Source organism: Bacillus sp. NPDC093026 (assembly GCF_044754665.1).
GTDB lineage: Bacteria > Bacillota > Bacilli > Bacillales > Bacillaceae > Bacillus > Bacillus maqinnsis.
This window is the reverse complement of record NZ_JBIVPN010000003.1, coordinates 46413-68117: the sequence shown is the minus strand read 5'-3', so window position 1 is coordinate 68117 and position 21705 is coordinate 46413. Positions and strand designations below refer to the sequence as shown.

Below are 21705 nucleotides of genomic sequence, written 5' to 3'. Positions count from 1 at the left end.
TTTTTCTATTTTTTATCTAGAAATTTGATGTTCCAATGGTAAGAAATTTTACCTTTCTCCCTTAATAAGATTCGTGTGAGATAGAGGCTTTTGACCGTCAGCCTCATTTATGTCAGTTATTTTTTCTTTTAAATGAATATCTTTTATAAAATAATAAATGAGTGTGTGCCCTGCTCCTAGCACTACAAGTGATGCAGGAATTCCGAGCTCATTGCCCAGCAGAGTGACAGATAAGAGAAACAGGACAATGGAACAAATACGCCCAGCATTTAAAAATAATTCTCTTACCACAATGTATTCAATACGGGCTTTCCTTGCATACCTCGCATGTCCGATGACATCATATGTTAAAGATACATACGGAACGAGTAACAAGGGGTAACCAATTGCAATCGCCACCGCATACATCAGAAGCGATACATAGGACAAGTGAAAAACAATGAGAAAAAGTGCACCATATAAAATGAGCCCTCCAAGCATGATGGCTTTTTTCCGCCACTTTTTCTTAATTAAACGCGTTGCAAAAAAGTAAGCAAAAAAGGCGACACCTGAATTCACTAGACCAAATGTTCCGAGAGCAAGCTCGCTATTTGTCGCTATAAACACAAAGACACTAATTAAAAAGACAAAGACCCCTTCTCTTAATCCCTGAAAAAAGTGAGCAGTTGTAATCTTACGCCAATTCACGTCTACATGTCGTTCTCTCCAAATTTGTTTGATCATAAACTTCCCTTTTGATTGTCTTCTCTTGAGAAAAAAACTCATCACGACCGCTAATGAAAACAAAATGAGCGATAAGGTAAAAATGACCGTATAGCCTGTATCATTCGCTAATTGAGATATGACAATGCCAGCGATCAGTGGACCGATCATGCCAGCGGTAGATGTAAGAACTCCTAAAAAACCATTAAAGAAGTCTCTTGTTTCAGGTTCTGTGATCTCAAAGGTCAGTACGTTAAAAGCAAGCCAGTAAAAGCCATAGCCAATCCCAAGTACACTTCCTAATAAGACAAGCCGCGTGGCTGCTTGTTCTCCTGCTAATAGAACAATTAAGTAAAAAGCTGCTAAGAAGATCACACCAAAACGAAGGACGAACGCCCGATCTATTTTTTTGGCTAGCTTTCCAGCAAATAAAAAGGTAATGGGTTGAAGAACGACAATTGCCAAGTTATAAATCGCAAGATCCGTAAATCGTCCGGATTGTTTCCATAAGTACACATTCACAAACGTATTCGAAAGCGCAATGGCAAGCGCATATAACCCACCAATCGAAAGTAGGAGTAATAAATCTCTTGTGACATCCATATCCCCAAACATTTTCTTTAATCTGCTCATAAAATTCATTCTCCTTTTCTACACAATAGTCTGTCTCATCAAAGGGCAGATATGTAAAAAAAGGAGAGAAAATATAAAAAGACCCGCTCAATCGTGAGCAGATCTTTTTACATGAAGTATATAATTATTTAGCTTCGCTATATAGGCGAGCTACTTCATCCCAGTTCACAACATTCCAGAAAGCAGAAATGTAATCAGGACGACGGTTTTGATAGTTGAGGTAATAAGCATGCTCCCAAACGTCAAGTCCTAGAATCGGTGTTTTTCCTTCAGTTAAAGGAGAATCTTGGTTTGGAGTGCTTGTGATTTCAAGTTTGCCATTGTTTACAACAAGCCATGCCCAACCAGAACCAAAGCGCCCTGCAGCTGCAGCAGCGAAGTCTGATTTGAATTTTTCAAATCCACCTAATTCTTTTTCGATGGCATCTGCAAGTTCACCAGTTGGTGCGCCACCACCGTTTGGTGAAAGTATCGTCCAGAATAATGAGTGGTTTGCATGTCCTCCGCCATTGTTACGTACTGCTGTACGAATGTTTTCAGGCACAGAATTCAAGTTTGCCACTAGCTCTTCAATTGACTTATCTTCAAGAGCTGATACCCCTTCGATTGCTTTGTTTAAGTTTGTTACGTATGTGTTATGGTGTTTCGTGTGGTGAATGGTCATTGTTTCCTTGTCGATATGTGGTTCTAATGCATCGTAAGCATATGGTAATTCTGGAAGTTTAAAAGCCATGGTTAAATTCCTCCTTAGAATATATGTACTGAAATGCTTCCTTTGTAAGCAAGCAATTCACCCTACTCAAAGAGTATCAAAAGAAAACGCTTGTTTCAACGTTAATGCTCATCATATGAAACATTTCAGTCATTATTTTGTATTTAGCCCTTCAAAAAGAGTTTTAAACACCTTTCCTGAATTTACCCACGCACATAAAACAAAAAGATGCCCAGCATAAGTGCTTGAATCAATCCTTTAGCAAATACGCCTGATACAAACCCAAGTAATGAGCCAAACCCTACTTTCACGCTCGTCTTCAAATCTTTTTGATGAACAAGAAGCTCTGCAAGTACACTGCCGATAAAAGGGCCAATGATCATCCCTGCAATCGGAATGATAAATGGACCTACTAAAAGACCAATTGTACTTCCCCAAATGGCCGCTTTACTACCGCCAAATCGTTTGACTCCAATCAGGTTCGATACATAATCAGCTCCAAATAACACTGCCGTAAACATGGCTTGAATAAGCCAAAATGTCAGTGTTAATGGTTCAAAGCTGAAAAAGACACCATAGAGCATAAAACCAAGTACAATAAAGACAACACTAGGGATAATTGGATAGACAAGTCCAACAAACGCAACGGTAAATGCACAACCAATCAGAATCCAATACAACACGTCCAAGTAAAGTCCGCCTCCTTTTCATCAGCTGTATTCATTATGCCTCATTCCCTCTATCTTAACCAGCACTGAAGGCGCACTTGTACTTGATGAGTAGACATTGATACAATGTAAGGTATAGAAAAAAATGTAGGAAGTGAAACGTTTGAACGTATTTAGTTTATTGTTAAAAGGAATTTATTCACCAAAAGATATTGCCAAAGCACGCTTTACCGGTATCGGCAAAGCCATTTTATTCATTTTTATCCTATCTATTATCGCAGCTGTTCCCCAAGGATATCATGTGAGTAAAGAGATCACCAATGCCATGTCTGGATTCCAGCATGTGATCAAAAAGGATTTGCCTGATTTCTCAATTGAAAAGGGTCAGCTCAAAGCGGGACAAAGCACGCCAATTGAAAAAGAAGAGAGCGGGATCACCATCATCTTTGATCCCTCTGAAAAAACAAAAACAAGCGAAATCGAAACTAAACAAACAGCTATCGCTTTATTAAAAGACAAAGCTGTCATTGCCATTGATGGGCAAATGACTGATATTCCTTATCAACTCCTTGGTGGCTCATTGACGAAAGAGGAACTCGCAGCTGTGACGAACCAAAATCAAGCCATCATCATTCCAGTCATCTGTGTACTGCTTTATCTTTCGACTGCTGCTCTAATGTTTATCAGTACGACTTTTCTCGCCATGCTTGGCACATTTATTAAACGGATGCAGCAAAAGGAACTTTCTTTTCAAATGCTTTGGAAGCTATCGGCCTATTCACTTACATTAACGACCGTCTTTTTTGCAATCATGAACGCATTAAACACTCCAGTGGCCAACTCATTCTTATTAAATTGGGTGATTAATTTTATCTTCCTTTATCTTGTCGTCAAAGAAATACCAGCTAAAAAATAAACCACTTTTCAAGAAGGTGGTTTTTTTGTTCTGTTACAAGGCTTGCTAGAACAAGCTAGAGCAATCGGCTACAGCTTTTCCAACTATTTGGTTCTATCATTTCAGGACATGCATAGACTTGAAGTAAAATCATAAAAGCGGTGATTAAAATGCGGCGAATTATTTTTTTACTGATTAGTTTGTTTGTACTCTTTATTATCTTTTTTGATTTAAAAAATGGAACAATCCCTGATCAAGAAGCAACTGCTGTTCCTGCAAGTGCTTTTCAACCTTCTGAGAAAAAAGCATATAAAACTGTCACTGTAAAACAAGGTCAGACAGTCGTATCCATCGTGCATACAAATAAGCCTCTTGATGAAGTCATTGAAGATTTCGAAGAGCTGAACAAAGGAGTAAAAGCAAACGAAATACGGGCAGGCAGTACATATAAGTTTCCGGTCTATAAGAGATAAAACGTTAATTCCTTGTCATTCATACAAAGAGACTGTTACAATATGAAATGTAAAACACGTCGTACACTGCAAATGAAATTGCATGTACACTAAGGAGCGATTGACAAGTGGGTGAAGTCACACATCGTACAAAAACGCGTCCCGTGAAGGTGGGACCTTTAACTATAGGTGGAAATAATGAAGTTGTCATTCAAAGTATGGCAACGACCAAAACACATGATGTCGAGGCGACAGTAGCTGAGATTAAGCGCCTTGAAGAAGCTGGCTGTCAAATCGTTCGTGTGGCATGTCCAGACGAGCGTGCAGCAAATGCCATTGCAGACATAAAAAAACAAATTAACATTCCCCTTGTTGTCGATATTCATTTTGACTACAAGCTTGCACTGAAAGCGATTGAAGCTGGGGCTGACAAAATTCGGATTAACCCTGGGAATATCGGAAGACGAGAAAAAGTTGAAGCAGTTGTAAAAGCAGCCAAGGAAAAAGGCATTCCCATTCGTATTGGAGTAAACGCCGGCTCATTAGAGAAAAAAATTCTTGATAAATACGGCTATCCGACGGCAGATGGCATGGTTGAAAGTGCACTACATCACATTAAAATTCTAGAAGATCTCGACTTTCATGACATCATTGTCAGCATGAAAGCATCTGATGTAAACCTTGCGATTGAAGCATATGAAAAAGCGGCAAAGGCTTTTGATTATCCTTTACATCTTGGAATTACAGAGTCAGGTACTTTATTTGCTGGAACGGTGAAAAGTGCTGCAGGTCTTGGTGCGATTTTAAATATGGGCATTGGCAACACACTTCGCATTTCATTAAGTGCTGACCCCGTTGAAGAAGTAAAGGTTGCACGTGAGTTATTGAAATCATTCGGTCTTGCTTCAAATGCGGCAACACTCATTTCTTGCCCAACTTGTGGAAGAATTGAAATTGATCTCATTAGCATTGCAAATGAAGTAGAAGAATATATCTCAAAAATTAAAGCACCAATCAAAGTAGCTGTTTTAGGCTGTGCTGTAAACGGTCCTGGTGAAGCCCGTGAGGCAGATATCGGAATCGCAGGCGCTAGAGGCGAAGGTCTCCTTTTCCGTAAAGGTCAAATTGTTCGTAAAGTGCCAGAGGAAACAATGGTCGAAGAACTGAAAAAAGAAATCGACAAAATTGCTGAAGAACACTACGCAAAAATGGAAGCTGAAAAAGAAAAACAAGCAAATGCATAACAAAAACGCCTGACGGTAAGGTCAGGCGTTTTTCTGTTCTTGTTAGAAGAACGGCGTAACAAAAATCCCAAGGATAACGGAAACTATTCCGATCCCGATTGACCACGCGCCAAGCGACTGTGCTCCTTTTCTTCTTGCAATATAACCAACGACGATTGCCGCTACACCTAATAGAACCGGCAAGACAAATAATGAGATAATCGCTAACGCAAGCGCTGTATAGCCCATCCCCTTACCTGAATCGTCACCTACATGGTCACGTTTTCGTCTGTCTTCTCGATCTCTTGATGCCTGATATGGCTCTGTAATTTCAGCAGCTGTTTCCTCTAAATAGCCATCATCATTACTAAAGTGTGTGTCGATTTCACGATCACTCCGTTTGAAATCTTCGTCTCTTTCCATGATCAATTCCCCCTTTTGGTTAATAGAAAGGAGCTTTTTTAGTATGAGCAAAAAAGCCTGTTTCATGTTTGCTAAAACTTGCTGGAATTGTGAATTGATTATGTTACACTTTAAGAGTATAAATATGAGGAGTGTGGGCATGTTACGTTTAGGAATTGATATTGATGGCACAGTGACGGCACAGGACACCTTTGTCCCCTACTTAAATCAGTCGTTTCAATGTGCAATAACACTAGATGATATGACGGAATATGATTTGACGAAGCTTTTAAAAATTTCCAATGATGAATTTTGGGGCTGGATGGATCAGCATGAGCCTCTAATTTATCAACAAGCAAAGCTTGCCGACGGCGCGAAAAACATTCTAAATCAAATGAAAAATCAGCACAAACTGATTTATATTACAGCAAGAAGGCAGCACCTAACCGATGTCACCTACGCTTGGTTTAAAGAGAATCAGGTACATTATGACGACATTGAGTTGGTCGGCGGTCATCATAAGCTGGAAGCTGTTCAAAAACACAATATTGATGTATTTTTCGAGGATCATCATGGCAATGCCACAATGATTGCAAAAGAGGCAGATATACCAGTTATCCTCTTTAACTCCCCGTATAACCAAATGCCAGTGGACGATCGAATCATCCGTGTGAATAACTGGAAAGAAGCATCTCAGTGGATCAAACAATATGAAAAACGACTGCAAACTGCCAATTAAAGCAGTACAAATATAAAGGTCAACATAAGCCATGTGTCGGAATCAAACATGCATTTTCATCCCATTCTAATCAAACCGATAAAAGGTGTAAAACATTTCAAATAGACAGATCAAAAAAGCTAGCCGGTTGGCTAGCTTTTTTAGGAGTGAACTTCCTTCTGTTCACATGAGGGACACGTTCCGTAAATTTCAAATTTATGTCCGCTAATATGATAATCCTCTAATTCCGCTTCAAGCTTGTCCATTGGACAGGCATCAATTTCTTTTGTTTTCCCGCATGCAAGACAGATAAAGTGGTGATGATGATGGGAAAACGAACACTTAAAACGGAATAGTTTCTCTCCTGACAATTCAGTTGTCTCCAATATACCAAGCTCTTCATATAAAGACAGGTTTCGGTAAATCGTATCAAAGCTCAGTCCGGGATAATCTTCACTTAATGCGGTTAACACATTTTTAGCTGTTAAGTATTTGTCCGAATCAGAAAACAATTGAAGCATATCTTCACGTTTGCTTGTATATTTATAGCCTTTTTCCTTTAATAAATCAAGCGCTTCTTGTACGTTCATGATGATTCCCCCTTCTGAATTTACCAATACTAATACAAACGATTAAAATCAAAATGGACAGCATCACAATGGTTCCACCTGGCGCAAGATCTAAATAGTAACTTAAAATTAGTCCGACCATGACAGACAGTTCTCCGAACAGGATAGAAAGAAAGATGGCTTGCTTAAACCCTTTGGCAATCCGGATACTTGCCGCGACAGGAAGCGTCATCAGCGCTGACACAAGCAATGTCCCCACGATACGCATAGACGCTGCAATGACAAGTGCTACAACAAGGATAAAAATAAAGTGAATCCATTTTGCGGAAATACCTGAAGCCTTTGCGTGCTCTTCATCAAATGAAAGCAAAAACAGTTCTTTATACAAAAGAACGACCACAAGGACAACAACAATCGAAATCCCGACAATAACCCATAGGTCAAGCCTTGAAACAGCACTCACACTCCCGAACAAATAACTAAATAAATCTGTATTAAAGCCATTTGCAAGTGAAATAAAAATAACGGAAACACCAATTCCACCTGATAAAATAATCGGAATGGCAAGCTCCTGATAATGTTTATACACCGAGCGAAGCCGTTCAATAAATAATGAACCGGCAACAGAAAACGCCATGCCTAAATAGAGCGGACTCACTCCTGTAAGCAATCCGAATTTTTTATCAAGGAACAGACTCGCAGCAATACCGGCAAGTGACACGTGACTAAGCGCATCTGCAATCAGAGACAGCCTTCTCACGACAATAAATACACCGAGCAAAGGAGCAATAAAACCAATCAACACCCCTGCGATAAACGCATTTTGTAAAAATTCATAATGAAAAAATGGAAATAGCATTATTTATGTCCCCCATGATGATGATGGTCGTGATGAATCACTTGAATGTCATGCCCGTAAAACTGCGATAACGCCTGATCATCCATTGAGTCGAAAGCTTCAGCATCACCGTGGAAATGCAAATGCTGGTTTAAACAGGCAACATGTGTCACTTTGTCAGAAACAGTTCCAACATCATGTGTAACAAGAATTAATGACATTCCTTTTTCTTTATTCAAAGTTTCTAAAAGCTGATAGAAGCCTTCTACTGTTCTTTGATCAACCCCAACCGTCGGCTCATCTAAAATGAGCAGCTTCGGCTGGCTGACAAGCGCACGTGCAATAAAGGTGCGCTGCTGCTGACCGCCTGAGAGCTCACCAATGTTTTGGTGCTTTAAATCTTGTATGCCGACTGAACGAATGGCATCTTCTACTTGCTGTTTATCCTGCTTACTCATTCGATTGAATAAGCCAATCTTCGCTGTCAAACCACTTGCCACCACCTCATACACAGAGGCAGGAAAACCTGTATTAAAGCTATTCGCCTTTTGGGATACAAATCCGATTTGATCCCATTCTTTAAATTTTGAGATAGGCGTGCCGAATAATTTCAATTCACCTTTTTGAGGTTTAATGAGACCAAGCAAGCATTTTAATAAGGTTGTTTTACCAGAACCATTCGGTCCAACAAGCGCAAGAAAATTTCCTTCCTCTACTGTTAAATGAATGTGATCAATGACATTTCGCTGTCCATAAGAGTAAGAAACATCCTTCATTTCAATAATTGGCTTTGCCATGAATCTTTCCACCTTTAATCCAAAATAAAAAGAATGATTACGATTTATACAACAAAAAGAAAATGGCTTTTGCCATTTTCTTTGCCCATATTTAGATTTCATTATATAAAAGAAAAAGAAAAAAGTAAAATAAAAGCTAATGAATAGCTGTTTTGAACTTACCTCCTTTTGTTTCATGCGTATCCATAATCGTAATAAAAGCATTCGTATCAATTTCAAAAACAATGGATTTTAGCTTTGTAATTTCGAGCCTCGTTACAACAGCGTAGATAACATCTTTTTCTTCATCTGTATAGCCGCCTTTTCCTCTAAGCTTTGTTGTTCCCCTACCAAGACGGTGAAGAATCGCATCTGAGATTTCATCAAAATGATCAGACACGATAATGACAGCTTTTGTTTCATCCAATCCTTGAATGACAGCATCAATTGTTTTCATTGCCAAATAATATGTCATGACAGAATACATGGCTTGCTCTGGTCCAAATACAAAGCCCGCCCAAATAAAAATGAACACATTGACGATCATGACAAACTCACCGACGGAAAAAGGAATTTTTTTCGTAAGTAAAATTCCTAAAATTTCTGTTCCGTCCATTGAACCCCCATTACGTATCACAAGTCCAACACCAAATCCAAGTAATAGCCCTCCAAACACAGTCGCTAAGATTGGCTGAGTTGTAAATGCGTCTACATGATGAAGAGAAGATTCAATCACGGCCAAGCTGACAATCCCAATCACAGTAGAAACAAGAAAAGTTTTTCCAATGTGTTTGTATCCTGATATCATAAATGGGATATTTAAAATGACAACAATCGTCGCAAAGTTAATCAATGGGTTATCAGTGAATAGATAATCCAAAATAAGCGAGATGCCGATGATGCCCCCATCAATAATATTGTTTGGCACTAAAAATAATTCGATGCTTACAGCTGCACATGCAGCTCCTACTAGAATCAGAAAAGTTCTTAAAATAAAGTGAGGCACTGATTCTCTTTTATGCTGTTTACTATTTGCCATACGTTCTCCCTTCTACACATATTATTTCATTTTACTATTTTATCATTTCACAGAGTAAAATAAAATTTTTTGCACATTTTCCGTTTTCGCCCATACATTGTTACAGAGGGGAGGAATGGCATTGATTTTAATTCAAAAAATTGTGCTACAAAGGCTAAATCAGATCACAGCAAATGATCTGTTAAGGTATGCAAAACAGTATGGAGTGAGCTTATCTCCGAATCAGGCTGCCGAAGTCGCCAAACTCATGAATGGGAAAAACGTGAATATTTTTAATGATGCTGAGCGCAAACGGCTTCTTAAGCAGGTGGAAGCGATTACTTCTAAACAGACAGCACAAACCGTTAATGATTTGTTTAATCAATTTACAAATTAGGAAAAAAGGGCCGCACTTAGCGGCACCCATCATTTTGCATACGGTTCTTTACTGCTGCGTGATTTTTTCTAGCAACCCTTCATCAAACTGCTTTTCTTTCAGCATTGCAATTTCGAATTTGTAAGGTGGTTTTTTGTTCTTTTTATCTTCACCTACATAAGGCGTTTCTAGAATCTTCGGCACGTCTTGAAACTGCGGGTGATGCACAATATAGCTCAGTGCATCAAAGCCAATTTCACCAAAACCGATATTTTCATGACGGTCTTTTCTTGCACCTTGTATGTTTTTACTGTCATTGATATGAAGAACCTTAATGCGATCAATCCCAATGATTCGGTCAAATTCTTCTAAAACGCCATCAAAATCACTCACAATCGGATAACCAGCATCATGTGTGTGGCACGTATCAAAGCAAATAGAAAGTGCTTCGTTATGTGTCACACCGTCGATGATTTGGGCAAGCTCTTCAAAGCTTCTCCCGCACTCTGAGCCTTTGCCTGCCATTGTTTCAAGTGCGATTTGAACCTTTTGACCTTTGACAATGACTTCATTTAACCCTTCGATGATTTTTTGAATACCTGCTTCAGCACCTGCTCCGACATGCGCACCTGGATGGAGAACAATTTGTTTTGCGCCAAGTGCTTCCGTACGCTCTATTTCTGAGCGAAGGAAGTCCACTCCAAGCTCGAATGTCGCTGAATTGACTGTGTTCCCAATATTGATAATATACGGTGCATGAACGACGATATCTGTCATGCCATGCTCTTTCATATGCGCTTGTCCAGCTTCAATATTAAGATCTTCAATTTTTTTACGGCGTGTATTTTGCGGTGCACCTGTATAAATCATAAAAGTATTTGAACCATAAGAAGCCGCTTCTTGGCTCGCTGCAAGAAGCATATGTTTTCCGCTCATGGATACATGTGATCCAATCTTCAACAATGTTTTCCCCTACTTTCCATTGCGCTTTGACTTTCTTCGTTCCTGTCTTTTAATTTTGTCTATCTCACGCGTCATTTTCTTTTTATACCCTGGCTTGACAGCCTTAGGTTTTTTCACAAGACGTTTCGCTTTTTCTTCAATTTCATTTGGTGCTTTTTTACGTCTTTGACGCTTTAGACGGTCATCCGCATCTCGCCATTCTCCGTGAACGATCGTTTTGTTTTCAAACACAACGCCCATTTTTTCAATTTGAACTAGTGCATCCTCATCTTGCAGATCATAAATGGTTATCGCAATTCCTGAAGAACCTGCACGAGCTGTTCGTCCAACACGATGAACATAAAAATCAAGATCAGATGGAAGCTCATAATTGATCACATGACTAACACCCTTTATATCAATCCCACGAGCTGCGAGGTCAGATGCAACAATATAGGAGAACTCTAAGTCTTCAATCTGTTTCATGACTCTCTTACGTTCGCGCGGCGTAAGTCCACCATGAAGCACACCAATTTTCATTCCTTTTTCCTGCAGGAATGAAGCAATTTCATCGACCGTTGCTTTTGTATTGGCAAATATAATGCCTACATAAGGCTGTACGTTCGTGACAATCTCATGCAACAATTTTAATTTATCACGATGTTTAGACGGTACTAAAATATGCTGAATGTTTTCAGCGGTAATACGCCTAGGCTCAACATGTGCATACTTCGGGTTATCCATATATTTTTTGAGAAAAGGCTTTAATTTCTCGGGAATCGTTGCTGAGAATACAAGCATTTGCAAATTTTTAGGCATTTGTGCACCAATACGGTCTACATCTTCTAAAAAACCCATATCCAGCATTAAATCCGCTTCATCAATCACAAGTGATGTTGCTTTATAGACATTGAGTGCTTGCTCATGAATTAAATCTGCGATACGTCCAGGAGTCCCGACAACCAAATGCGGCTGATTTTTCAGCTTTTGGATCGACTTTTGCTTGTCGGTTCCACCAATGTAGAGCTTCGCTTTCATCTCTTCTTCCGGAGATGCCTTTTTCATAATCGTCTGTGCTTCTTTGAAAATTTGATTGGCCAATTCCCGTGTAGGTGCGGTAATGACCACTTGCACCTGCTTTTTGCTTGGATCAATCGAATGAATAAGTGGCAATAAATACGCATGGGTTTTACCTGTACCAGTTTGTGATTGACCAATCACGCTTTCTCCTTTTAAAACAGCTGGGATGATTCTTTTTTGAATATCAGTTGGCTCATAAAAGCCCAGTTCATGAATAGCATCTATAATAAAAGGCTTTAATTCATATGTCGTAAATTTCGTTTCTTTCATGTTTTCACTCCTTAAGGCACTGCCTTTTGCTCATCTCCTCATTATAGCTGATTTTCAGCAAAAAAACCATGTCAGCTTTTCTTAAAAGGGAAACAGGAAACCAATTGAAGCTTCCTTGCATAACCTATGAAGAGAAAGAGAATGCAGTAAGGGAGGTACAAGTATGTTAGGGCAAAGGCCTATGGGCGATTTTCAACCTCATCGTCCCTCACGCCGGCAACTTGGAAATGGTGGACAGCCCAGTATTTTTCAAAGAAGGCAACCACCTCCTATAGAACAACAACCTTTTCAGGGCCAAGGGAACCAATTTCAGCAAATGATGCCCCGCTCTCCGTCCGTACAAGGCGGAGGTTTGCAAGGAATGGGCGGCGTTCCGGCAGGCGAGAGCCGTGCACTTGGCGGCGGAGCTGGGATCAAAGGGATGCTCGCCAAATTTCTTCCTGGTGCTGGGGGTGCAGGGGTCTCTGGAGGAGGTGCGGGATTACAAGGACTCCAGAGCTTCACAAATCCTGCCACCATCTCTAGCATGTTAGGAAATGTCCAAAAAGTGCTCGGAATGGCGCAGCAATTCACGCCAATGATTCAGCAATACGGTCCTTTAGTCAAAAATCTGCCTGCAATGATTAAGTTATACAGCCAACTTGGAAGTGCTGATGAAGAAACAAATACTGAGGAAAAGACGACAGAACCAAAAGTGCTGGATGAGGAAACAGATATGGAAGACGCAGAAGAAGCAATCTCACTTGATGATCCAAAAGAAAAAGAAGAGTCAGAGAGCATCATTGTGAAAAATACAAAAACAGAGACTCACACATCATCCAAACCTTCCGCTCCTAAAGCCAAACCGAAAAAAAGATCCGGAAGTTCTGTTCCAAAACTATATGTATAGTGATCTTTTAAGGAATAAGTATTCAGAGCGTTGAACAATCTTTGATATATGCGCTTACTTTGGCTATAATGGAATGAAGAGAATGAAAGAGAAGCCGTTTTTTACGGCTTTTTCTATTGTTCTTCTCTTTTGCAGTACTTCCCTACAGGAGGATGAATAAATGAAGGTTATTAAAATATCACCGCGTGGCTATTGTTATGGCGTCGTAGATGCAATGGTCATTGCTAAAAATGCCGCACTTGATAAAAATTTGCCGCGCCCGATTTATATATTAGGTATGATTGTGCACAACAAACATGTGACAGATGCCTTTGAGGAAGATGGTATCTATACACTGGACGGTCCAAACCGTTTAGAAATTTTAAAGCAGGTCGAAAGTGGAACTGTTATTTTCACCGCTCATGGCGTTTCCCCTGAGGTCCGTCAAATTGCGGAAGAAAAAGGACTTGTGACCATTGATGCGACTTGTCCAGATGTGACCAAAACCCATAAACTCATCTCAGAAAAAACAGCGGACGGCTATGATATTATTTATATAGGGAAAAAAGGTCATCCTGAGCCGGAAGGAGCCGTCGGGGTAGCACCTGACAGAGTACACCTTGTTGAAACAGAGGCCGATATTGAAGCACTGGATTTAACATCAGATAAGCTACTCATTACAAACCAGACGACAATGTCACAGTGGGATGTCCATGACTTGATGGAACTTATTAAAGAGAAATATCCTCATGTGGAATACCATCAAGAAATATGTCTTGCCACGCAGGTACGGCAAGAGGCTGTTTCACAGCAAGCAGGTCAAGCTGACTTAACCATTGTTGTCGGAGATCCAAAAAGTAACAACTCAAACCGATTGGCACAAGTATCAATGGAGATTGCAGGTACAAAAGCTTATCGAATCGGTGACCTCAGTGAGCTCAAGTTAGAATGGCTGGAAGGCGTGAAGACTGTTGCAGTTACTGCAGGTGCTTCCACACCAACACCTATTACAAAAGAAGTCATTCGTTTCCTAGAAAATTATGACCCCGACGATGAATCAACTTGGAAAATCGAACATACTGTTCCTCTTTCGAAAATATTACCTCGCGTGAAAACAAAGAAATAAGAAAACGTCAGAGCAAGTGGCTCTGACGCTTTTTGTTTACATAAATTGAAATGGGTTTGTATTTGATTCTGAAACAAAGAGCTGCACATCGTATTTCTTATCTGCACATAGCGATTGAAGCTTCGCTTTCACTCCTTCTTTCATGATCTTTTCAGCATAATGACCTGGATCGACTACATGCAGCCCAAGCATCATGGCATCATGTGCCACATGGAAATAAAGGTCTCCTGTTACATACACGTCAGCACCCATTCTTTTGGCCTGATGAATGTATTTGTTCCCATCTCCGCCAAGTACAGCTACTTTTTCGACGACAGCTTCCTTGTCACCAACAAAACGAACCCCATTCACATCAAGCTTTGTTTTTACAAATTGTGTAAAGTCTCCAAGTGTCATTGGCTCTTTTAATACTCCAATGCGGCCGAGGCCTTTTTGAACTGGGGCAAGATCGGTTGTATGCACGCTGTAAGCCACTTCTTCATAAGGATGTGCTTTGATCATCTCTCGAATCACTTGTTTTTCAATGCTTGCTGGAAAAATGGTTTCAATTCGCACTTCTTTTACAAATTCCAGCTTACCCGTTTCACCGATAAATGGCGTTGCATCATTTGACGGCAGAAAACTGCCTGTCCCTTCATTTGAAAAAGCGCAATGACTATAATTTCCAATATGACCAGCACCTGCATTTCCTAAAGCTGTTCTAAGGGCTTCTTCAAATTCCTCTGGTACATACAGGGCAAGTTGCTTTATTTGATCTTCGAATGTTGGGACTAGCACCTTCGTTTCTTGAAGCTCCAATGCTTCTGCAAGTAAGTCATTGACTCCCCCATCAGCTACGTCTAAATTCGTATGGGCCACATACACCGCAATATCATGTTTCATGCATTTTTCAATAATACGTCCAGATGGCTCGTCAGTCATCACATGTTTTAATGGACGAAAGATTGGAGGGTGATGTGCGATGATTAAGTCCACTTTCCGTTCGATCGCTTCATCCACCACATTCTCTAATACATCCAAAGTAATCATGACATTGGTCACTCGTTTATTTAATGTCCCAATCTGCAGCCCAATTTTATCACCTTCTATTGCATATGCCTTTGGTGAAAATTGTTCAAATAGCTGGATGATTTCATGCCCGTTTACTGTTTTAGCCAACAGTCAAAACCTCCTTTAGAATCGTTATTTTCGCTTTCAGCTCTTTTTGGCGCTCCTTGTTTTCTTGTGTAGGAGCTACCTTTTGAATTTGACGGACAATTTTCTCAAGATGCTGGAGCTCTTGCATCCACTTTCTTCGGAAGACGTCACTTTGCTCTTTTGCAAGAAACGGACCAACAAGCATCCCCGCCTCAATTGACATCCCTTGATAGGCTTTATCTTGATCGCCTTTTTCAGCGATGATAATTTCATATACCTTGCCGTCCTCTTCTAAAATGACTTCATCTAACAGCTCATACCCCTCTTGATATAACCATAAACGGATGTGGTGAGCATGGATATTCGGTTGAAGAATCAGACGTTCATTTCCTGAAAGCTTGTGCTTTCCTTCATTGAGTATGCTTGCGATCAGTGCACCGCCCATACCCGCAATGGTCACTGCATTGACCTCGCCTCGTTCAATCACTTCAAGGCCATTTCCTTTTCTCACCGAGACCAATGCATCTAATTTAAGCCTATGTACTTGCTGCTTCGCTGATTGAAGTGGTCCATCTGTAATTTCCCCAGCGATAGCTCTCACTGCTTTATCGTGTAAAATCGCATAGCATGGCAAATAGGCATGATCTGAGCCTATATCAGCAAAGACAGCGTCCTTTGGTAAAAAGTCTGCTACTCGTTTTAATCGTTTTGACAAATTTATTTCATTCATACTATCACTACTTTTCTTTAATATGCATACTTGTCTATCTTATATAAATTATGAACTTTTTAAAAGTCGTTTTCAAATGAAAAAAGCTCTTCTAATCCAAAAGAGCTTTTTGTGTAAGATTATTTAATTTTGGATACCCATTCTGCCATCTCATCTAGTTTTTCATTCGGAATCAGACCACTAGGCATTCCATTTCCACCTTCTTGAATTTTTTTCTTGATATCCGCTACTTCAAGCTTGTCACCAACACCTTTTAATGCAGGACCTGCCCCGCCCTCATAATTTTCCCCATGGCAGCTTATGCAGTTCTGCTTATACAATTCTTCCGGCGTCGCATTTGCTGTCTCTTCTTGCTTTTGCTCTTCGCCCCCAGAGGCAATCTTCTGTTCATCTTTAAGCCCTTTCATTGATAAGAAAAAAGTGAGACCAATTCCTAAAATGGCAATCAATAAGAATGGTATAAGTGGATTCCGTTTCATTTCTTTCATCCTCCCCTTTGTGAAAACCCCTTTGAGACTATGCAAACAATTCTAATTCTACTTTAATTTTACAAAAAGTAAATGAATTATGATACAAAACTTTGGTCAAGTTCACAGATTAGACAAAAATGATCTAGATGAGATAGGATGCCGCCAGCACATTTTGATGTATTTTTTATACATCTTTTCTTCAAGAACGTTGCAAATTCATTTGTTATTCAGTAAAATATAATCAGATTAAAAAAAGCGTTTTCATTTCAATGAAGAAAGAACGGATCTTTTTCAAGATCCGCTCGGGTTTTTATTCTAAGAAGTCTTTTAGTCGTTTACTTCTGCTAGGGTGTCTTAATTTACGAAGAGCCTTTGCTTCAATTTGGCGAATCCGTTCTCTCGTCACGCCAAACACCTTTCCAACCTCTTCTAACGTGCGTGTTCTTCCGTCATCTAGTCCGAAACGCAGTCTTAGCACATTTTCTTCACGGTCCGTTAGCGTGTCTAATACATCTTCAAGCTGCTCTTTTAACAATTCATATGCAGCATGGTCAGATGGAGAAGTCGCCTCTTGATCTTCAATAAAATCACCAAGATGCGAGTCATCTTCTTCACCGATTGGTGTTTCTAAAGAGACAGGCTCTTGCGCAATTTTAAGAATTTCTCTTACCTTTTCTGGAGTTAAGTCCATGTCTTCCGCAATTTCTTCTGGCGTTGGTTCTCGGCCAAGATCTTGCAGAAGCTGTCTTTGCACACGGATTAATTTATTAATGGTTTCAACCATATGCACAGGGATACGGATCGTTCTTGCCTGATCGGCAATTGCACGTGTAATCGCCTGTCTAATCCACCAAGTCGCATATGTTGAGAATTTGTATCCTTTGCGGTAATCAAACTTCTCAACCGCTTTCATGAGCCCCATATTTCCTTCTTGAATTAAATCAAGGAACAACATGCCACGACCGACATAGCGTTTGGCAATGCTCACAACAAGACGAAGGTTCGCTTCCGCTAATCTTCTTTTTGATTCTTCATCGCCTTCCTCGATTTTTTGTGCATACGCAATTTCTTCTTTTGCAGATAACAAATTGACGCGACCGATTTCTTTTAAATACATACGGACAGGGTCATTAATTTTGACACCTGGTGGTACGCTTAAATCATTCAGGTCAAATTCTTCTTCTGCTTTAGCCAGTTGCTGAATATTCGGGTCATCTGTCTCCTCGTTTTCACTAATGAGCTCAACACCCTGTTCGCCTAAGTATTCATAGTATTCATCCATTTGGTCTGATTCAATTTCAAAGCTAGCCATACGCTCTGCAATTTCTTCGTATGTTAAAACGCCCCGTTTTTTACCGGTTTCAGTGAGTTTATCTCTCACTTGTTCAAAGGTCAATTCAGTTTCGGTTTCGTGGGCTTGTTTATCAGCCATTATGGATCCCTCCTTCCAAAGCTTGCAACGAATTCTAAAGTCACTTACGATTTGCTTCTGACCAGTTCTTCTCTCTCTTTCGAACAGTATGAGCAAATAGGAATAAAATAAATAATGATGAAAGCAAGTTGCTTGCGGTCTTATGCTCCTCCCCTAAAGGATTCATTGCCAGCCGTAAGTCTTATCATAATATTAGACGTATTACTTAAGCGAACGGTTCAACTGAATAATTTCTTTTGCAAGTGTTGCTGCTTTGAAGAAATCTTTTTGTCTCTCCGCCTCTACACGTTCTAGTTCTTTTTCCTTTATCATTGACAATTTCCGATAATTCAACACTTTTTTTACATAATCACTTAATTCAGCTTCACTTAGTTCGTCTCCAACTTGAATCATTAATATATCCGTCAGAAGCTGATTCATCAAATCATCTTCAAACCGGTTCATTAGGTGCTGTGGAGTCGGCTCTTTGCCTTCCTCATACAAAGCATAAATGTACGTCGCAAGCGCCCTGTGCGAATCTATATTAAATTCAATCCCAACTCTGTCAAGCACTTTGCGGATCACATCATCGCTTTTTAACATGTGAGCAAGAAGCATTCGTTCTGCATTTTCATATGCCGGCTTCAGACGTTTCCTTCTTACTTGAGTTGACAGATGTGCACGTCGTTTTTCAAGACCATTTTGTACTTGCGAGTTTTTGACCTCTTGTCGCTGTTGTTTTTTAAACAGTTCAAGTTGTTCCTTTAATGAGTCAAGCGAGATAGAGAACTCTCCAGCAAGCTGTTTCATGTAAACCTCTTGTTCCAAGGAGCCGTTTAGCCGGCTTATTTCTTGGAGAGCTTGCTTCATATAAGTAAGACGGTCTCCTTCGTCTGATAAATTTTTTCCTCTTCGGAAATAATTCATCTTAAAAGTCATTAATGTCACACTTCTATCTATGATGTCATTCCTAAATTTCTCGCCGCCATATTTACGAATGTAATCATCTGGATCAAGTCCATCCGGAACCATGGCAACGCGGACTTTACACCCTCTTTTTTCAAGCAAACCTGACGCTTTCATTGTCGCTTCATACCCGGCAGCATCAGAGTCATAACATAGAATGATCTCTTCCACATTCCGTCTGAGAAGCTTCACATGCTCTTCTGTTAAAGAAGTTCCCATAGTTGCTACACTTTCGCTCACACCGGATGTGACAGCAGAGATGACGTCTGCGAATCCTTCGAAAAGGACAGCCCGCTCACGTTTTCTAATGTGCATACGTGCGTCATGAAAGTGATAAAGCAGCTTACTTTTATGAAAAAGTGGTGTTTCAGGACTATTCATATACTTTGGCTGTTGATCACCAAGCGATCTGCCGGAAAAAGCCACTACCGTACCATGATGATCATGAATCGGAAACATGACACGATCTCTAAAGCGGTCAAAAAAGCCTGTGCCATTCTCACGTTGGATCAAGAGACCCGCCTTTTCCATAACAACCGGATCAAACCCTCGTTTTTCTAAAAATTTGCTCATGAAATCCCAGGAGTCTAGCGCATATCCAATCTCAAACTTTGCAATCGTTTCTTCTGTAAAGCCTCGTGATCGTAAATAGTCGAGCGCTTTTTGACCTTCCTTTGTATTTACCAGCAAATGGTGGTAAAATTTCTTAAGTAGCTCATGGGCCTCAATCATTTTATGATCTGCTGCACCTTCATACTGAGACGAACTGATCTGCGCATTCGCCACATGATCAGGCAAATCAATATGGTACTTATCAGCAACGTGTGAAACGGCTTCAATGAATGAATAGCCTTCCATTTGTCTGAGGAAAGAAAATACATTACCTCCTGCACCACAGCCGAAACAATGGAAGATTTGCTTATCTGCTGAAACAGAGAATGAAGGAGTATTTTCACCATGGAATGGACAAAGACCAAAGTAATTTCGACCTTGCTTTCTAAGCTGTACGTATTCTCCAATCACTTCGACAATGTCTGCGTTTTTTTGGATCTGCTCCAAAAGTTCATCTGGTATACGTTTGCTCATCCTAATAACACTCCGTCGTACATTATTCGCCTTTTAATTCAAAAATCCTTCATGATTCGACAGGATTTTTTGTAGTAGCGCAATAAATCGCTTTTTATCGTCATCTGAAAGCTTTTTGGGACCTTTTCCGTATACACCTTTTCTTCGCTGTTTGCTAGAAAAATGCCTGCGTTCCAAATCAAAATCAATTGTTTCGTTTGTGTACATTCGTCCTCTTTCCGACAGAACCATGACATCTCTTGGAAGCAATAAGGAGGCAAGACCAATATCTTGTGTCACAACAATATCATGTGCGACAACTGCGTTCGCAATAACTAAATCCGCTGCTTCTTTGTGTGTATCCACAAACCGCCAATCTTCAAGTTCCGATCTCTTCGTTTGAAAATGCTCATACGAAGCAATGAATGTAACAGGTACTTGAAATTGTGAAGCGACAGAAAGAATTTCGTCTTTTACAGGACATGCATCTGCGTCGACATAAATCGTCCTGCCTTTTTTACGTTCATTCAGGTGACTAATTCTCCATCCCTCCACCTTATTCCTGCTTTACAGAGGCAATAAGATCATACTTTTCCCCTATAAAGCGTTCAGCAGTAAAGCTCATTTTGTCGAAAAGTTATGTTCAGAATCACTTGACTTCTGCCAATATTAGTTTATTCGTTCTTGACTTAACTTAAACCTAAAATCAATCATTTTATCACAATTTTTTATTATAATACAAATTCAACAAATATGCTATTGTTTTTGTTTACCCGTTTCCCTCCATAGGAAAAACCCAGGAGGAGCATCCTGAGTTTATTCGGAACCTCTTTTAGTCAGCATTTGATGAATGACATTTGCAGTTTCTTCAACTGCTTTGTTCGATACATCAACGACTTGACAGTTAATACGATCAACCACTTTTTCAAAATACTCCAGCTCCTCTTTAATCCGCTCAATGTTCGCATAAATTGCTCGATCATTTAGACCTAAAGATTTTAAGCGTTCCTTGCGAATGTGATTCAGTTTGTCTGGACTAATTTTTAGGCCAATGCATTTCTTTGGATCAACAGAAAATAATTCTTCTGGAGGATCAACTTCAGGAACAATCGGAACGTTTGCTACCTTCAGCCGCTTATGCGCCAAGTATTGAGATAGCGGTGTTTTTGACGTGCGTGATACACCAATTAAAACAATGTCAGCCTTTAAGATCCCTCTTGGATCTCTTCCATCATCATATTTCACAGCGAACTCAATGGCTTCCACCTTCTTAAAATAGTCCTCATCTAATTGACGTACACGACCGGGCTCATGTTTCGCTTTATTTCCATATGCAGTCTCCATTTTATCAATGAGCGGACCGATAATGTCATAGTAGACGACTCCGTTCGCTTCCGCTTCTTCTATTAAGAATTGACGCATTTCTGGGACAACCAGTGTAAAACAGACGATACCGTTATCCGCTTTTGCCAGCGATATCACTTCTTTAATCGTACCAACATCCTCTACATATGGAATTCTTCTAATATTTGAGTGGTCTGATGAGACGCCATCAAATTGGCTAAGTGCCGCTTTGACCACGAGCTCGGCTGTTTCTCCTACAGAATCTGATACAACAAAAATTACGCGATTACTCATAACATCCCCTCGCAGTCTTC

Annotated in this window: 24 protein-coding genes; 7 read left to right on the top strand and 17 right to left on the bottom strand. The window is 40.0% G+C overall.

Translation table 11 applies throughout. The features are described 5' to 3' along the window. Positions 1 to 48: 48 nt before the first annotated feature. From ACIQCE_RS09295 to ACIQCE_RS09285, 3 genes are all read right to left on the bottom strand, one after another. Complete coding sequence (locus tag ACIQCE_RS09295) at positions 49 to 1335, bottom strand: MFS transporter (protein ID WP_400494561.1); 1287 nt, start codon at positions 1333 to 1335, stop codon at positions 49 to 51. Positions 1336 to 1459: 124 nt separating this feature from the next. Next, the gene (sodA, locus tag ACIQCE_RS09290) at positions 1460 to 2068 is read right to left on the bottom strand and encodes a superoxide dismutase SodA (protein ID WP_353855228.1); all 609 of its coding nucleotides are present in this window, start codon (positions 2066 to 2068) and stop codon (positions 1460 to 1462) included. A gap of 182 nt (positions 2069 to 2250) precedes the next feature. Further along, entirely contained in the window at positions 2251 to 2736 is a 486-nt protein-coding gene (locus ACIQCE_RS09285) for a DUF456 domain-containing protein (protein ID WP_400494560.1), read from the bottom strand. 142 nt (positions 2737 to 2878) lie between these two features. Here ACIQCE_RS09285 and ACIQCE_RS09280 point away from each other — a divergent pair, with 142 nt between their 5' ends. From ACIQCE_RS09280 to ispG, 3 genes are all read left to right on the top strand, one after another. Beyond that, positions 2879 to 3631, top strand: coding sequence for a DUF1189 domain-containing protein (locus ACIQCE_RS09280; RefSeq protein WP_400494559.1), 753 nt, complete (start codon positions 2879 to 2881; stop codon positions 3629 to 3631). A gap of 149 nt (positions 3632 to 3780) precedes the next feature. Next, positions 3781 to 4083, top strand: a complete 303-nt coding sequence (locus ACIQCE_RS09275; RefSeq protein ID WP_400494558.1) for a LysM peptidoglycan-binding domain-containing protein — start codon at positions 3781 to 3783, stop codon at positions 4081 to 4083. Between the two features lie 107 nt (positions 4084 to 4190). Next, positions 4191 to 5306: a flavodoxin-dependent (E)-4-hydroxy-3-methylbut-2-enyl-diphosphate synthase gene (gene ispG, locus ACIQCE_RS09270; RefSeq protein WP_353855224.1), complete on the top strand. Its 1116-nt coding sequence runs from the start codon at positions 4191 to 4193 to the stop codon at positions 5304 to 5306. Between the two features lie 42 nt (positions 5307 to 5348). Here the strand turns inward: ispG and ACIQCE_RS09265 are convergent, their stop codons facing one another. Then, on the bottom strand, positions 5349 to 5708 hold the full coding sequence (locus tag ACIQCE_RS09265) for a cell division protein CrgA (RefSeq protein ID WP_400494557.1): 360 nt from the start codon (positions 5706 to 5708) through the stop codon (positions 5349 to 5351). A 139-nt stretch (positions 5709 to 5847) separates the two neighbouring features. Between ACIQCE_RS09265 and ACIQCE_RS09260 the strand changes: the two genes are divergently transcribed. Further along, on the top strand, positions 5848 to 6426 hold the full coding sequence (locus tag ACIQCE_RS09260; protein ID WP_400494556.1) for a 5' nucleotidase, NT5C type: 579 nt from the start codon (positions 5848 to 5850) through the stop codon (positions 6424 to 6426). A gap of 140 nt (positions 6427 to 6566) precedes the next feature. Here ACIQCE_RS09260 and zur read toward each other — a convergent pair whose 3' ends face one another. The 4 genes from zur to ACIQCE_RS09240 all read right to left on the bottom strand — a co-directional run bounded on the left by zur (position 6567) and on the right by ACIQCE_RS09240 (position 9627). After that, positions 6567 to 6995: a zinc uptake transcriptional repressor Zur gene (gene zur, locus ACIQCE_RS09255; protein ID WP_353855221.1), complete on the bottom strand. Its 429-nt coding sequence runs from the start codon at positions 6993 to 6995 to the stop codon at positions 6567 to 6569. Further along, the gene (locus ACIQCE_RS09250) at positions 6973 to 7833 is read right to left on the bottom strand and encodes a metal ABC transporter permease (protein WP_400494555.1); all 861 of its coding nucleotides are present in this window, start codon (positions 7831 to 7833) and stop codon (positions 6973 to 6975) included. The genes zur and ACIQCE_RS09250 overlap by 23 nt, the downstream gene beginning before the upstream one ends. Beyond that, a complete protein-coding gene (locus ACIQCE_RS09245; RefSeq protein WP_400494554.1) occupies positions 7833 to 8609 on the bottom strand; it encodes a metal ABC transporter ATP-binding protein in 777 nt (258 codons plus the stop codon). Before ACIQCE_RS09245 ends, ACIQCE_RS09250 begins: the two co-directional genes overlap by 1 nt. 136 nt (positions 8610 to 8745) lie before the next feature. After that, positions 8746 to 9627: a YitT family protein gene (locus ACIQCE_RS09240; RefSeq protein WP_353855218.1), complete on the bottom strand. Its 882-nt coding sequence runs from the start codon at positions 9625 to 9627 to the stop codon at positions 8746 to 8748. 121 nt (positions 9628 to 9748) lie between these two features. On the opposite strand from ACIQCE_RS09240, the gene ACIQCE_RS09235 reads away from it, so the two are divergent. After that, positions 9749 to 10003: a DUF2624 domain-containing protein gene (locus tag ACIQCE_RS09235; RefSeq protein ID WP_400494553.1), complete on the top strand. Its 255-nt coding sequence runs from the start codon at positions 9749 to 9751 to the stop codon at positions 10001 to 10003. Between the two features lie 48 nt (positions 10004 to 10051). On the opposite strand, the gene ACIQCE_RS09230 is transcribed toward ACIQCE_RS09235, so the two are convergent. Both ACIQCE_RS09230 and ACIQCE_RS09225 read right to left on the bottom strand, forming a co-directional pair. Further along, positions 10052 to 10945, bottom strand: a complete 894-nt coding sequence (locus ACIQCE_RS09230) for a deoxyribonuclease IV (RefSeq protein ID WP_400494552.1) — start codon at positions 10943 to 10945, stop codon at positions 10052 to 10054. A 9-nt stretch (positions 10946 to 10954) separates the two neighbouring features. Continuing rightward, complete coding sequence (locus ACIQCE_RS09225) at positions 10955 to 12274, bottom strand: DEAD/DEAH box helicase (protein ID WP_400494551.1); 1320 nt, start codon at positions 12272 to 12274, stop codon at positions 10955 to 10957. A gap of 163 nt (positions 12275 to 12437) precedes the next feature. Here ACIQCE_RS09225 and vrrA point away from each other — a divergent pair, with 163 nt between their 5' ends. Together vrrA and ACIQCE_RS09215 are read left to right on the top strand one after the other, a co-directional pair. Then, positions 12438 to 13163 (top strand): VrrA/YqfQ family protein, encoded by a 726-nt coding sequence (gene vrrA, locus ACIQCE_RS09220; protein WP_400494550.1) that lies wholly within the window; start codon positions 12438 to 12440, stop codon positions 13161 to 13163. A gap of 160 nt (positions 13164 to 13323) precedes the next feature. Then, positions 13324 to 14268, top strand: a complete 945-nt coding sequence (locus ACIQCE_RS09215; protein WP_400494549.1) for a 4-hydroxy-3-methylbut-2-enyl diphosphate reductase — start codon at positions 13324 to 13326, stop codon at positions 14266 to 14268. A gap of 36 nt (positions 14269 to 14304) precedes the next feature. On the opposite strand, the gene ACIQCE_RS09210 is transcribed toward ACIQCE_RS09215, so the two are convergent. The 7 genes from ACIQCE_RS09210 to ACIQCE_RS09180 all read right to left on the bottom strand — a co-directional run bounded on the left by ACIQCE_RS09210 (position 14305) and on the right by ACIQCE_RS09180 (position 21685). Then, positions 14305 to 15426: a Nif3-like dinuclear metal center hexameric protein gene (locus ACIQCE_RS09210; RefSeq protein WP_400494548.1), complete on the bottom strand. Its 1122-nt coding sequence runs from the start codon at positions 15424 to 15426 to the stop codon at positions 14305 to 14307. After that, positions 15419 to 16135, bottom strand: coding sequence for a tRNA (adenine(22)-N(1))-methyltransferase (locus ACIQCE_RS09205; RefSeq protein ID WP_400494547.1), 717 nt, complete (start codon positions 16133 to 16135; stop codon positions 15419 to 15421). The genes ACIQCE_RS09210 and ACIQCE_RS09205 overlap by 8 nt, the downstream gene beginning before the upstream one ends. A gap of 119 nt (positions 16136 to 16254) precedes the next feature. Beyond that, positions 16255 to 16614 (bottom strand): cytochrome c550, encoded by a 360-nt coding sequence (cccA, locus tag ACIQCE_RS09200; RefSeq protein ID WP_400494546.1) that lies wholly within the window; start codon positions 16612 to 16614, stop codon positions 16255 to 16257. 301 nt (positions 16615 to 16915) lie between these two features. Next, positions 16916 to 18037: an RNA polymerase sigma factor RpoD gene (gene rpoD, locus ACIQCE_RS09195; RefSeq protein ID WP_353855209.1), complete on the bottom strand. Its 1122-nt coding sequence runs from the start codon at positions 18035 to 18037 to the stop codon at positions 16916 to 16918. Between the two features lie 201 nt (positions 18038 to 18238). Beyond that, complete coding sequence (dnaG, locus tag ACIQCE_RS09190; protein ID WP_400494545.1) at positions 18239 to 20068, bottom strand: DNA primase; 1830 nt, start codon at positions 20066 to 20068, stop codon at positions 18239 to 18241. 33 nt (positions 20069 to 20101) lie between these two features. Beyond that, entirely contained in the window at positions 20102 to 20602 is a 501-nt protein-coding gene (locus ACIQCE_RS09185) for a YaiI/YqxD family protein (RefSeq protein ID WP_400494543.1), read from the bottom strand. A 261-nt stretch (positions 20603 to 20863) separates the two neighbouring features. After that, complete coding sequence (locus ACIQCE_RS09180) at positions 20864 to 21685, bottom strand: pyruvate, water dikinase regulatory protein (protein ID WP_353855206.1); 822 nt, start codon at positions 21683 to 21685, stop codon at positions 20864 to 20866. Positions 21686 to 21705 lie beyond the last annotated feature (20 nt).

What these genes read in the sequence shown, in the direction of transcription:
- ACIQCE_RS09215 (WP_400494549.1), top strand. Translation starts at nt 13,324, where the DNA reads ATGAAGGTTATTAAAATATCACCGCGTGGCTATTGTTATGGCGTCGTA.
- zur (WP_353855221.1), bottom strand. Translation starts at nt 6,995, where the DNA reads ATGAACGTACAAGAAGCGCTTGATTTATTAAAGGAAAAAGGCTATAAA.
- ACIQCE_RS09240 (WP_353855218.1), bottom strand. Translation starts at nt 9,627, where the DNA reads ATGGCAAATAGTAAACAGCATAAAAGAGAATCAGTGCCTCACTTTATT.
- ACIQCE_RS09265 (WP_400494557.1), bottom strand. Translation starts at nt 5,708, where the DNA reads ATGGAAAGAGACGAAGATTTCAAACGGAGTGATCGTGAAATCGACACA.
- ACIQCE_RS09260 (WP_400494556.1), top strand. Translation starts at nt 5,848, where the DNA reads ATGTTACGTTTAGGAATTGATATTGATGGCACAGTGACGGCACAGGAC.
- ACIQCE_RS09205 (WP_400494547.1), bottom strand. Translation starts at nt 16,135, where the DNA reads ATGAATGAAATAAATTTGTCAAAACGATTAAAACGAGTAGCAGACTTT.
- vrrA (WP_400494550.1), top strand. Translation starts at nt 12,438, where the DNA reads ATGTTAGGGCAAAGGCCTATGGGCGATTTTCAACCTCATCGTCCCTCA.
- ACIQCE_RS09275 (WP_400494558.1), top strand. Translation starts at nt 3,781, where the DNA reads ATGCGGCGAATTATTTTTTTACTGATTAGTTTGTTTGTACTCTTTATT.
- dnaG (WP_400494545.1), bottom strand. Translation starts at nt 20,068, where the DNA reads ATGAGCAAACGTATACCAGATGAACTTTTGGAGCAGATCCAAAAAAAC.
- ACIQCE_RS09180 (WP_353855206.1), bottom strand. Translation starts at nt 21,685, where the DNA reads ATGAGTAATCGCGTAATTTTTGTTGTATCAGATTCTGTAGGAGAAACA.
- ACIQCE_RS09225 (WP_400494551.1), bottom strand. Translation starts at nt 12,274, where the DNA reads ATGAAAGAAACGAAATTTACGACATATGAATTAAAGCCTTTTATTATA.
- ACIQCE_RS09250 (WP_400494555.1), bottom strand. Translation starts at nt 7,833, where the DNA reads ATGCTATTTCCATTTTTTCATTATGAATTTTTACAAAATGCGTTTATC.
- cccA (WP_400494546.1), bottom strand. Translation starts at nt 16,614, where the DNA reads ATGAAACGGAATCCACTTATACCATTCTTATTGATTGCCATTTTAGGA.
- sodA (WP_353855228.1), bottom strand. Translation starts at nt 2,068, where the DNA reads ATGGCTTTTAAACTTCCAGAATTACCATATGCTTACGATGCATTAGAA.
- rpoD (WP_353855209.1), bottom strand. Translation starts at nt 18,037, where the DNA reads ATGGCTGATAAACAAGCCCACGAAACCGAAACTGAATTGACCTTTGAA.
- ACIQCE_RS09245 (WP_400494554.1), bottom strand. Translation starts at nt 8,609, where the DNA reads ATGGCAAAGCCAATTATTGAAATGAAGGATGTTTCTTACTCTTATGGA.
- ACIQCE_RS09295 (WP_400494561.1), bottom strand. Translation starts at nt 1,335, where the DNA reads ATGAGCAGATTAAAGAAAATGTTTGGGGATATGGATGTCACAAGAGAT.